Source organism: Trichlorobacter lovleyi (assembly GCF_015239775.1).
Classification (GTDB): Bacteria; Desulfobacterota; Desulfuromonadia; order Geobacterales; family Pseudopelobacteraceae; genus Trichlorobacter; species Trichlorobacter lovleyi_B.
The window spans coordinates 599088-610688 of sequence record NZ_CP058409.1 but is presented as its reverse complement, the minus strand read 5'-3'; the positions used below and the strand labels follow the sequence as shown (position 1 = coordinate 610688).

10 protein-coding genes are annotated in these 11601 nt (G+C 50.0%); 7 read left to right on the top strand and 3 right to left on the bottom strand.

The genetic code is table 11. The features are described 5' to 3' along the window. Positions 1 to 38: 38 nt before the first annotated feature. The gene (locus FY034_RS02770; RefSeq protein ID WP_265553575.1) at positions 39 to 278 is read left to right on the top strand and encodes a hypothetical protein; all 240 of its coding nucleotides are present in this window, start codon (positions 39 to 41) and stop codon (positions 276 to 278) included. 446 nt (positions 279 to 724) lie between these two features. Here the strand turns inward: FY034_RS02770 and FY034_RS02765 are convergent, their stop codons facing one another. Then, entirely contained in the window at positions 725 to 958 is a 234-nt protein-coding gene (locus tag FY034_RS02765) for a DUF2188 domain-containing protein (RefSeq protein ID WP_265553573.1), read from the bottom strand. Positions 959 to 1121: 163 nt separating this feature from the next. Between FY034_RS02765 and FY034_RS02760 the strand changes: the two genes are divergently transcribed. The 3 genes from FY034_RS02760 to FY034_RS02750 are packed head-to-tail and all read left to right on the top strand — an operon-like array spanning position 1122 to position 7243. Further along, positions 1122 to 2297, top strand: coding sequence for a hypothetical protein (locus FY034_RS02760; protein WP_265553571.1), 1176 nt, complete (start codon positions 1122 to 1124; stop codon positions 2295 to 2297). Positions 2298 to 2308: 11 nt separating this feature from the next. Further along, a complete protein-coding gene (locus tag FY034_RS02755) occupies positions 2309 to 6835 on the top strand; it encodes an RHS repeat-associated core domain-containing protein (RefSeq protein ID WP_265553570.1) in 4527 nt (1508 codons plus the stop codon). Between the two features lie 3 nt (positions 6836 to 6838). After that, positions 6839 to 7243 (top strand): hypothetical protein, encoded by a 405-nt coding sequence (locus FY034_RS02750; RefSeq protein ID WP_265553568.1) that lies wholly within the window; start codon positions 6839 to 6841, stop codon positions 7241 to 7243. 281 nt (positions 7244 to 7524) lie between these two features. On the opposite strand, the gene FY034_RS02745 is transcribed toward FY034_RS02750, so the two are convergent. Then, entirely contained in the window at positions 7525 to 8298 is a 774-nt protein-coding gene (locus FY034_RS02745; RefSeq protein WP_265553567.1) for a metallophosphoesterase, read from the bottom strand. Between the two features lie 461 nt (positions 8299 to 8759). After that, positions 8760 to 9323 (bottom strand): 5' nucleotidase, NT5C type, encoded by a 564-nt coding sequence (locus FY034_RS02740; protein ID WP_265553566.1) that lies wholly within the window; start codon positions 9321 to 9323, stop codon positions 8760 to 8762. Between the two features lie 487 nt (positions 9324 to 9810). Between FY034_RS02740 and mraZ the strand changes: the two genes are divergently transcribed. Genes mraZ through ftsL form a run of 3 tightly spaced genes read left to right on the top strand, consistent with a single transcriptional unit; the run spans position 9811 to position 11591 of the window. Then, positions 9811 to 10290: a division/cell wall cluster transcriptional repressor MraZ gene (gene mraZ / locus FY034_RS02735; protein ID WP_265555203.1), complete on the top strand. Its 480-nt coding sequence runs from the start codon at positions 9811 to 9813 to the stop codon at positions 10288 to 10290. Then, entirely contained in the window at positions 10291 to 11232 is a 942-nt protein-coding gene (gene rsmH, locus FY034_RS02730) for a 16S rRNA (cytosine(1402)-N(4))-methyltransferase RsmH (RefSeq protein WP_265553564.1), read from the top strand. Positions 11233 to 11252: 20 nt separating this feature from the next. Then, entirely contained in the window at positions 11253 to 11591 is a 339-nt protein-coding gene (gene ftsL / locus FY034_RS02725) for a cell division protein FtsL (RefSeq protein ID WP_265553563.1), read from the top strand. Positions 11592 to 11601 lie beyond the last annotated feature (10 nt).

Here is an 11601-nt window from a genome sequence, read left to right as displayed (position 1 = left end):
TTACATGTGTAACACATGTAACATCAAAAGAGGTTAATATGCCAAGGGTAATAAATTTGAGAAATATACCTGATGATCTTTTTAGAAGATTCAAAGCAGAATGCGCTTTGAATGATGCGGATATGACTACTATATTGATAAGGTGTATGAATTTATTCATACAAACAGGAGACTGGCATGTTGCAAAAAATGACACTGACAAATATTATAACAATCTATTTATAGCTGTTGAGCAGGAGTATACTGATAGCGCTGGTTTTTATATAAAAAAACAATGATTTTGGCAATTAACACTAAACATTCAGCGGCAATCACAATTACAGTTACCTTGATAATCCGAGTGGTAATTTTGGGGTGATAGGGTGCATCGATGGATAAAACAATACCCAAGACCGACCTACCCGCGCTTAGAACAAGCGTATAGAATGATACACTGCCACTCCGCCAAAGAAAAACACCAACCTGGTAGAATGCGCATGAGTCGGACAGCAATTGGAAGTGCCCCAAAACCAGCAGTACATAGTCGCCAGGTTCAGGCAAAAAGCATTTCACTCCATAAATCAAACCAAATTTCAAGCACTTCAATCTATTTGTACGTAAAGTGCAAAAATATTTTACACTTTACGCAACAACCTGTTTTGACAACATTTTGCTGTTGCAAGCAGGGGTGGCTGTTGCCGTGTGTAAAAAAAATTACCACTTGGTTTGTCGTTTTATCCCCCGTCTATCTTTTGTCTTTAGGCGGGCACGGATCATTTCCATGACTGTCAGAGTTTGAAATCTTTCCATCCTTGTTGTGAATGACAAGTTCCGTTCCCTGATTCTGGCTAATCTCACGACCCTTATCCACGGCATCCTGCTTGGTGTCGGTATGCACTGAAGCCCTTTGGGCACCGTTACGCTTAACATCCCAGCCACTATCAGGATTGGGAACGACATGATGCTCGTCTCTGGACATGAAACCCTCCCCTTCAGTTAGTTATGTTAACCAACAGCGGCACATCCTGTTCCAAGCAGCCTTGCTTTATCTCCTTCAAAAACAACAGTGGCAAACAAATTGCTATGCAGGTCTAAGGCGAGCCGAACGTTCTTAGCCGCCAATTTTCCTGCAGGAGCCCCTGATGAAGTATGCGCCCTTGGCCTGCGCAGCATGCCTACTGCTGGCCATCCCGGTTGTATCCCCTGCAACTACCACCGACGGCATCTACCAACTCTCGGAAGTAAGCTACACCTGGGAAGGCACCGACGCTGTTTTCCCTGAAACATCCACTGCCGATTACGATGCACTAATCGGCGACGATACTGTCCTTACCTACACCCTGCCTGCCTCCTTCTCCGGCTTCACCTTCTACCGCCAGCCCTACAACCAGATCACCGTTGATACCAACGGCTCCATTTGGTTCAGCACAACCAGCTCAACCTACGCCTTCAGCCTGGGGATCACCGGTAAAGGTCCGGTCATCAGCCCCTGGAACAACGACCTCTCCTCCTACGGTTACGGCGGCGTCTTTATCCAGCACAAGACCAGTCCAGAGCGGATTGTTATCGAGTGGCAGACAGAAACCTGGAGTGATGAAGGCGGTTTCCTGCCCAACACCTTTGAAGTCGTACTCTTTCCCGACGGCACAATCCGCTTTGACTACCAGACCTTCTCAGCAGCCACTGCCGCCGACTTTGGATCAGGTATCTCGCAGGATGACGGCAGCCACTCCTTGAGCCCCACCAGTGCATACGGCAATGTCCAGGCTCTGGGCGGTAAATCCTTTCGCTTTATTGATGTTGGTCTGCTCCCCAGCTACACCCTCAGCCTGCTCTTTAACGGCACCGGCAGCGGTACCATCATCAGCGATCCTGCCGGTATTGCCTGTAACGCCAACTGCAGCGGCTCATTTCCTGAAGGCACCACCGTTACCCTGCACCAGACACCCCGCTACTCCTTCTTTGACGGCTGGAGCAACGGTGCCTGCAGCGGTACCGGCGACTGCCTGCTGACCATCACCGCAAACAGCTCCATCACTGCCAACTACACCTACGACGCGGCCCATCAGGTCAAATCCGGTGACGGCTCCTACTACTCATCCATTCAGGCCGCCTACAACGTCATCGGTGACAACAACATCCTGAAACTCTGGGCCACCACCTACACCGAATCCCTGACCTGCAACCGCCCGATCACCACCACCCTGCAGGGCGGCTACGACAGCGGCTACACCAGTTTAGTCGGTGAGCCGATCCTGAACGGCGAACTCACCATCAGCGACGGAACCGTTATTGCCGACGGCTTGGTCATCAGGTAATCGCTACACAAATGGAAAAGCAGTTCATCTCTACGTACACATTCTGCCAAAGGGGTTTTGCTATGGCTTGTGGTCTTACCTGTTTACCGCTGAATACGCTTGCCGCCACGCTAGGAATACTAAGATGCTTTCGCCCGTTTCATTTGGTGTTTATCGTTTTTGCCTGCATATCTATAATTCTCACGTCTGTCCCAAACACTGAAGCTGCAAACTGCTACCCAAGCAACTCTCCCGACGCAGGTGCAAATATTGGTTTCCAGTACGTTGCTCAAGGCTGCACTGCCGAAGGCAGAACAATATATGCCAGATACGACTTGAACTGCCTTAATGGAAGTGTACAGGCGATAAACGAATCCATGGGGCAAACCCCTCGATCGCCGGATGAGATGCAGAGCTGGATAACCGGGTACTTCAACTGGATGGTTGATAACGGGTATCTAAATTCCTACTACCGCGACAACCTGAAGCTCTTCAGAAGCACATCCGGCGCTTCATTTGTTCTCGTAATGGGGACGTATGCGACGATTCCCGGCAGCTACATGGATGGCAAGATCTTAAACAGCTACCCCTATTGGCCTACCTATAATGCCGTTGACTTCGGTAGATTCGAATATCCTCAAAACCCATCGTCATCGCCTTGCTGTCTTTCCATGGGAACCCCTTCCGCCCCTGAGTCGTTCAAACCGTCAATGGATGAAAAAGCCGACATATCTGCCAATATTACCTCAAACTACCCAATCGCCTGGTCGTTAGCGATTAATGGAGCAACAAATACCGGGTCAGGCTCACTCAACTATTCCTGGGATGGTAAAAACAACGGCATTCCTGTTTCTACCGGCATTTACAGTGCAAGTATAACAGCGACATCAGCTGCCTGTACGGCAACAGCATCCGTATCGACAAAAGTCATTGAACCACCGGACAAATGCAAACTGAATGTACCGATAGGCTCAAGCGCCAACGTTGCTACCGGCAACCTATCCTTCAGCCAGGATATACTTTCTGTCAACGGAGGTGTGCAGCCTCTGTTGTTCTCCCTGCACTATAACAGTCTTGATGCTGTTCAAGGTCCGCTTGGCATTGGCTGGAAGCATAACTACGCAATAAGACTCCAGAGCAGTGACAACAACGGCAAAGTGTTTGATAATGGCGGGACGCGCCACGTTTTCACCTGGAACGGCAGCACCTACAGTGCCGAAACAGGAGATAGCTCTTCTCTGATCCAAAACGGAGATTCTTTCGACCTGATCTTTGTCGATGGCAGGCAATACCATTTTGCCTCAGACGGCACCCTGAACACCATTAGCGACAAATACGGCAACACTCTTACCTTTACCTATAACGGAACAGACCTGGTCTCTGTCAGTGATAGCCTAAGATCCATTGTCTTCGACTATGACCCGGCTGTTCCGCATCGCCTGACCGGTGTCAGCGACCCTAACAACAACACCTACAATTTTGTCTACCAGAACGACAAACTCTGGAAGGTTGTCAATCCGGTTACCGATACCGGCATCCCGGCAGGGTATTGGGAGTACCTTTACAATCCCGACAACCTGCTGCAGTCCAAAACAGATCCGGGAGGCAATACCACGCAATATGGTTACAGCGGGAAAAAGGTAAACAGTTCAATCGCTCCAGACCTTAAGGCGCGAGGAATTGTCTATCCTGCTGAGACCGGCAACGTTAGGACCAGTACCTATACAGACAACAACATGAGCCAATGGCTGTACACCTATGATATCCAAACCGGCTTTATCAAGGAAAAGGGGCTGGCAGGCGGCAAAAAGACTTCGTATTATTACAATGCAGATACCACGCTCCGGGCTAAAACTGAACCGTTTGACAATAATTATCTGACCACCTTCTACACCTACGACAACCACGGCAATCTTCTGACCCAGACCGATCCCGTAGACATTTCTGCATATACCGGCCTTGATCCGCAGACCGTGGATATGGCAACGCTGGCGTCTCTGAGCCCACCGATCAAAACGGCGCTTCGCTATACTTATGACGCCGCCAATTTCGACCAGATCGCATCTGTCACCGATGAACGCTTCACCCCATTCCGAACGAATACCTACCAATACACCACTGAGAATGGACAAAAAGTCACCACAACTACCGATCCTGAAGGCAAGCAGAGCATAACCCGTTTCAATGCCAATGGAACCGTGTCTGAAGTTGAGGATGGCAACGGGAAAAAAACAATCTACACCTACTATCCCGACACGCCGGAAAACAGGTCGGCAGGTATTGTCGGTTTGCTGCAATCCGTCACAACCCCTGACACCATTGTTACCAACTACACAAGTTATGACAAAAACGGCAATGCACTTGAAATCAAAGTTAAAGATGCAACGCAACGGGAACTGCGTACCGTATATGCTTACGATGCCCTGAATCGGCTACGCACGGTTACACGGTATGGCGCCAGCCTTCCTGACAACATCACCCGCTACAGCTATGACGCCAATGGCAATCGTACCTCGGTAAAAGATCCAGAATCGAATGAGACAAAATACCTCTACAACTATCAGCGCCAAGTAACCAAAGTAACTGATGCCAGATTAAAGGACACCCTCTACGAATATGGTTCAAACAGCTGCCCGTCTTGCGGAGGCAGCGACAAACTGACCGCCGTTATTGATGCCCGCACCAAGAAGACAAGCTACCAGTACGATGCGCAGGGAAGACTGGAACGGGAGACAGACCCGCTGGGCAAGGTTATTCGTTACACATACTACGACAGTGGCCTTCTTAAGGAAAAGATTGATGCCACCGTACCGACTACCGAACTGGTTCTCATTACCCATTACTACAACACACTTGGCCAACTCACGAAAAAGCACTATGCCGACGGCACTGAAGCAAGCTTTACCTATTACCCGGATGGAGCCCTCCTAACCGCCTCCAACCAGAATATCAGTTACACCTACAGCTATTACAACAATGGCTGGCTCAAGAGTGTCAGCGACAGCAACGGTCGCACCATCACCTACGATCTCTACGACAACATCGGCCAGCGCAAGACCGTAGTCTATTTCCCGTCCACAGCAGACCAGAGAACCATCCAGTACCAGTATGACACTGCCAACCGTTTGGACAGCATCACCAGCGCCGCCGGTCTTTTCCATTTCGGCTATGATGACCTAAGCAGGATCAAGACAGTCAGTTACCCGAATCAGATTGTTGCCAACTTTGGCTATGATGACTTCAACCGCCTGACAAGCCTCAATCACACAACAGCAACCGGCACCATCACCAGCTACAGCTACACCCACGATCAGGCTGGCAACCGCAAGACAAAAACCGGGACCACAAACGAGAACTACAACTACGATGAGCTCTACCGTCTCACCCAGGCGGTTACGCCACGTGGTACAGAAAAATACAGCTATGACGATGTAGGCAACCGGACCAGCGGCCCTGGCCCACGGGATACCGGTTATATACATGACGATGCCAACCGGATGCTTCAAGGCAGACAGTACAGCTACAGCTACGACAACAACGGTAACCAGACCGCAAAAAGCATCAACGAGACCAAAGGCTGGACCCAGAGCTGGGATTATGAGAACCGGCTGATCAAATCAGAAAGAACCAAGGGTGCAGAAAAGCGCACCGTAACCTTCAAGTACGATCCATTTGGCAAAAGGATTGAGAAGAAGTTGGAAACCACTTTAAACGGAACCACAACCACCGAGACCACCAGCTATGTCTATGATAATGAGGATATCATTCTTGAACTGATCACAAACAGTGCTGGGACAACCAAGACCATCTACACCCACGGACCTGGTATTGATGAGCCGCTGGCGCTGGAGAGGAGCGGACAGTTTTACTACTACCATCAGGACGGACTGAGCAGTATCACGGCGATTAGCGATCAGAACAGAACTGTGGTACAACGATACAGCTACAGTGTGTTTGGGCAGCCACGGCCAACGACAAGTTTCAGGAACAGTTACCAGTACACCGCCAGGGAGTACGATAAAGAGACCGGGCTCTATTTCTATCGCGCAAGATACTATGATCCGATGGAGGGACGGTTCATTTCAAAAGACCCCGTAGGATTTGCTGGTGGGGATGTTAATCTTTATGGGTATGTCTCAAATAGTCCGATTAACTGGATAGATCCATTTGGGTTGAAAAAATGTGGATGCATTGAAGTGCCTGTTGCTCCGGCCGGAGCCGATATAGATAGTAACATTCGTGAAGCGCGTAATCGCTCTGGAGCAATTGTTTGGTTTTATTTGCAAGTGCGGAATAGAGGCCCTTGGGATTACAAACAAAAAGGCAAAGCATATCAAGATTTCGGTAATTTCAACTTCGGGGCAACAGGAGCCGCACTTGGCATTTCAGAGAATATTTTACTCCGCGGAGCAGGATGGGCACAACAAAGGGCAGGGACTTCAAAACCAGAATATGGGACATGGACAGGAGACGCACCATATGGTGATGATCCTGCAGACCAAGAACTTATTCAGCGAGGAATCGAATACTATAAATGCATGAAAAACAAGGGGTTTTGACCAATGGATAAGCTCATAATCATTGTTTTAGCCGTTTTTGTCGTACTTGGATGCAATCCTGTATCAAGAGAAGAGTTAAAACGAACAACTTCACCTGATTCTATTGTGGATGCAGTTTTGGTTCAGGTTAATGGAGGTGCCACTACTTCATTTATATATGAGCTATATGTTGTTAAGAAGGGAGCTAATATTACGGAGGGAAGTGCACTTCTGCGTGCAGATCACGTCGATGGATTGTTGATTAGCTGGCGCCAGCCAAAATTGTTAGACATAAAATATGCTGAAGCAAGAATCCATCAATTCACAAATTTTTGGCACTCAAAAGATGTAAATAATTTTAAGTATATTGTTGAGCTTAGGCTAATTCCCCAACACGATATAGCGATAAATAATGGTGTCAGACACTAAAAGAACAGCTAGGGAGACAAATATCCAAAATTCAATTTTAGCTGAAGTTACTCGTACACAGACAGGGAATACGACAAAGAGACGGGGCCAGAAGAGCACATGGGGGCAGGCTTGACAGACTGCTTTTCCAAAGCAGATCCCTCCGGGGAATGCCACCAGCTACAGCTACGACTGCCGTGGCCAGCAAACCAGTGAAACCGATCCCCTGAACAAAACCACCAGCTACGGCTATGGCGCAACCCCGCTGCCCACCTCCCGCACCGACGCCAATGGTCAGAGCATTATCTACAGCTGTGACCCTCTGCAGCGGCAGACTTAGTCAAACTCACTGTGTTTTCACCAAGCATCACAAAATTATCCTCGCTGGTATCAAACACCCAGCATCCACCTTCAATATTGATGTTGTTCCACCCGTCTCGCTTGAGAGGACCTGGCACCGGCGTGTGGCCGAACAACTGCTTTACTCTCGGATCCGGATTTGCCAATTCCTGCTGCGGGTCATACCAGAAAATCCCGCCATATTGATCATCCCCTCCTCTGGACCAGTGTATGGCGAACAACGGACCAGTACCATAATACTGCTGCTTACCGGCTTTCTTTCCGGGAACAGGCCATTGTCGCTGGAACTCATCGTTGAGCCATGCCGCAACCATTTCAGGGTCACCGCTGTCCAACGGCATGTCAGGCAGATACTTGGCCAGTTTGGTTGATACGCCGGCGTGAGTGCAGAGCCAGCCATCTACAACGTGGGCTGCTTTGAAGCGGTTCTGGTGGGGGATGATCAGTTTAGAGATAGGTGCGTAGGTGTCTTTGAAGCGTGCGTACGGCTCCCAGCAGGGTCTGTCGGTGTAGGCAAGGTCGTGGTTACCCCAGAGAAGGACTGCATTGGAAGAGAGAACCAGTTCCAGGCAATCAAGCTCATCGTCAAGGGTAACGCCGTAGTCACGGGAATCCATGAGGTCGCCCAGGATGACATGCTCGACTTCCGGCTTGTATTCCAGAAACGTTCTGGCTTTTTTGCTGTCACCATGTATGTCAGATATGATGATTGCCATATGGACTCACCAAAGACGCTATCGCCTAGTGTCTGCTTCAGTAGTATCGAAGCAGGTATTTCGACACTATCGAAACGGTTTAAGCGAATTGTTTTCGGTATATTTTCCATTAATTGCTTTTCACACGGAAAACAAAGTAATATTAGTCTGTTATGTAGCTCAAATAAGCAGTTTACAGACTTATATCAGTTTATACGCCTTAGACCGTATAATACCGAATAAATTGCTATAAATCTGGCTTGATCTGTTTGACTTCGATGTGCCCCCCCTTGAAAACAGGATGGCGAAACATGCTGTTAAAGTCCTTGCAAATCGCGTAATGGCGGTCCGTAATTGCAAGGATAATTGTTCTCTGGTGTCGTGCGCGAAATGGCTCCGCCACTGATTATTGGCTTTAAATTATTTGTTTTGGATAATCCAAAATAATCTATTGATATAAGCCATATACAGTGGATTGTGCATCAAGCGGCATTATATCTTTCCTGCATCCGCTGCCTCACCTCTTCAAGGTTGGTACCGTCATACCGCACTACATTGGGATGGCTGAATCCGACGTTGTAGCCATTCGCCGGCATGATCACCAACCCACGAGGCCGGTGTTTCAGCCAGGCTTCTACATATTCGGGCCAGTCATCAACCAGCAAGGCTCCGTAGACCATCCCCTTGTCATGGGCGATGGTAACCCCGTCAATGTATTCTTCCAAGTGATTGGCACACCACTCTACCTTTTCCGACCAGGCAGCATGCTTCCGTGAGGGAGCCTTGGTAAGGATGGAGATCGAGTAGCCGATCTCTTTGGCTATCTCCAATACATCCCAGCCCAGTTTAAATTTAGGAAGGTGGCGGAACCAGCCGGACTGCGAGGTGATGACGTGGCGGCGGGCTTCAAGGTAGGGGATATCCTGATAAAGAACCGGTGGCGGTTCATGGGGTGAAGCAATCTTCTGGAGATCCTTCAGCAGTTGGCCATCATAGTCGGCTAGGGTACCGTCAAGGTCGAAGAGTGCAATTTTGGGGCGTTTCATGGCTTGGATTCAACACCTCCTTCCGGCATTTTCGAAAATCTGAACCAGATTTACAGATTTATACTCCTGCTTAAGCATGACCAGTCGGTGCATTTTCGTGAGCTTTCCTCCCTCTTTACGATCCAAGTTGTTGTGGTGATGGCCATGGATGTTGAAATCGTAGTGATAGAGGTCAAATAACCCAGCATCCCAGATGAAAGTGACCGAAGGGCCAATGTTGTATATCTACATATCAACTACGCCAAGAGTAACCGTTTATCAACAACAATCCAACACACCGATTGAACTTCTAACACCATAGAGAACCATATCTTTGTAATGGCAAAAAGAACCATAAAATTGGAAATTTACAAGTTTATGGTTCCAGGAACAAAACAAGTAAAACAATGGAAGTTTTATTCTTGACAGCAGCTTGACTACTGGTATAGTTTTGCCGCAAAGTGGAAAAAAGTGGAAATTAGTGGCAAACAGTAGCGAAAGGGTGACCATGTTTGGTGGCGAAAGCCTGACTACCATCGATGCGAAAGGGCGTACCAGCATCCCGGCCAGATTCCGGGAGGTCTTGGTTACGGAGTTTGGTGACGAGCGTTTTGTCGTCACCAAGGCCTCGCCCGTGGATTTCGATGATGGCAGTTACGGCCGCGGCCTTTCCGTCTATCCGCTGGGCGAATGGCGGGAACTGGAGAAAAAGATCCAGGCCAATGAGGGTGAACTGCCGCTGGCACAGCTGAACAGCCTGAAACGCCTGGTATTGGGACCGGCCCAGGAATGTACCGCCGACAAGCTGGGGCGGGTACTGATCCCGCCCGCGCTCCGGATTCATGCCAACCTTGGACGAGATCTGTACTTTGTTGGCATGGGCCGACGTTTCGACATCTGGGCCAGCGAGACCTACGCACGTGTCAATGCCCAGGATGAGCGCAACTTCCCGCAGGATTCGGCTGCACTTGCAGCACTTGGCATATAGATGGAGGAATTTCACCACCTGTCAGTGCTGGCCCGGGAGGTCATGGAGCAACTGGCACCCCGCCCCGGCGGCATCTACCTGGATGGCACCCTGGGTGGCGGCGGGCATAGCGAACTGATTCTGGAAAAGATCGGCCCGGATGGCCTGTTGATCGGTATTGACCGCGACCCGGCGGCCTTGGCCGCTGCATCTGAACGGCTGCGTCGTTTTGGGAGTTGTTTCAGGCCGCTTCAAGGCAGCTTTGGGGATCTGACTGCGCTGTTGCAGCAGGAAGGAATCAGCGCCCTTGACGGGTTACTGCTTGATCTCGGCGTCTCGTCACACCAACTGGACACCGATGAGCGCGGCTTCAGTTTCCGCCTTGACGGACCGTTGGATATGCGGATGGACCGTTCCTGCGGCGACTCTGCTGCAGACCTGCTGCAGGACTGTTCTGCCGGGGAACTGGAACAGATCATCAAGGAGTTTGGCGAGGAACGCTGGGCAAAGAAAATAGCCCTGAGGATCGTACAGGCACGCCAGGAAACACCGATTACCACCACATTGCAACTGGCTGACCTTGTAGCCGGTACGATTCCACGCCGGTTTCACGAAGAGCGGATTCATCCGGCAACCCGCACCTTTCAGGCCCTGAGAATTGCCGTCAATCAGGAGCTTGAACAGGTGGAACAGGGGGTCAGGGCAGGGATAGCAGCCCTGAAAGCGGGAGGGCGGATTGCCGTGATCTCCTTCCACTCGCTTGAGGACCGGATCGTGAAGCATCTGTTTCGTGAGGCAGCAACCGGCTGCACCTGTCCCCCCAGGATGCCCTACTGCGTCTGCAACAAAAAGCCGCAACTACGCATCCTGACCGGACGTCCGGTGATTGCCGGGCCAGAAGAAACTGACCGCAACCCCCGCGCACGCAGCGCCAAGTTGCGAGTAGCTGAAAAATTGGGCTAGTTCCCGAAGGAGGTCTCACTATGGGCATGGTAAAAACCGACAGCACCAAACTTACCTTCCCCAGTCACCTGGGGACTGATCTGGCGCCACGCCGGATGGATATTGTCAAATTCCTGATGGTCTGCATGCTGTTGTTGACCGTTGTATCCATCTTTCATGTCTGGTCACGGTTCCGTCTGATTGAACTCAACCTGCAGATCGGTGAGGCAAGCCGTCAGCTGAAGGATCTGGAACAGGAGCAGAAACAGCTGAAACTGGAGGCGGAGTCCCTCAAAACCCCTGCAAGGATCGAGGTAATTGCAAAGCGGGACTTAGGTATGACCGTTCCCCAGGATCAGCAGGTGATACTGGTAAAATGACAGCTGTACC

Coding starts and splice junctions, on each gene's coding strand:
- ftsL (WP_265553563.1), top strand. CDS start 11,253: ATGGGCATGGTAAAAACCGACAGCACCAAACTTACCTTCCCCAGTCAC.
- FY034_RS02740 (WP_265553566.1), bottom strand. CDS start 9,323: ATGAAACGCCCCAAAATTGCACTCTTCGACCTTGACGGTACCCTAGCC.
- FY034_RS02755 (WP_265553570.1), top strand. CDS start 2,309: ATGGAAAAGCAGTTCATCTCTACGTACACATTCTGCCAAAGGGGTTTT.
- FY034_RS02750 (WP_265553568.1), top strand. CDS start 6,839: ATGGATAAGCTCATAATCATTGTTTTAGCCGTTTTTGTCGTACTTGGA.
- FY034_RS02765 (WP_265553573.1), bottom strand. CDS start 958: ATGTCCAGAGACGAGCATCATGTCGTTCCCAATCCTGATAGTGGCTGG.
- FY034_RS02770 (WP_265553575.1), top strand. CDS start 39: ATGCCAAGGGTAATAAATTTGAGAAATATACCTGATGATCTTTTTAGA.
- FY034_RS02745 (WP_265553567.1), bottom strand. CDS start 8,298: ATGGCAATCATCATATCTGACATACATGGTGACAGCAAAAAAGCCAGA.
- rsmH (WP_265553564.1), top strand. CDS start 10,291: ATGGAGGAATTTCACCACCTGTCAGTGCTGGCCCGGGAGGTCATGGAG.
- mraZ (WP_265555203.1), top strand. CDS start 9,811: ATGTTTGGTGGCGAAAGCCTGACTACCATCGATGCGAAAGGGCGTACC.
- FY034_RS02760 (WP_265553571.1), top strand. CDS start 1,122: ATGAAGTATGCGCCCTTGGCCTGCGCAGCATGCCTACTGCTGGCCATC.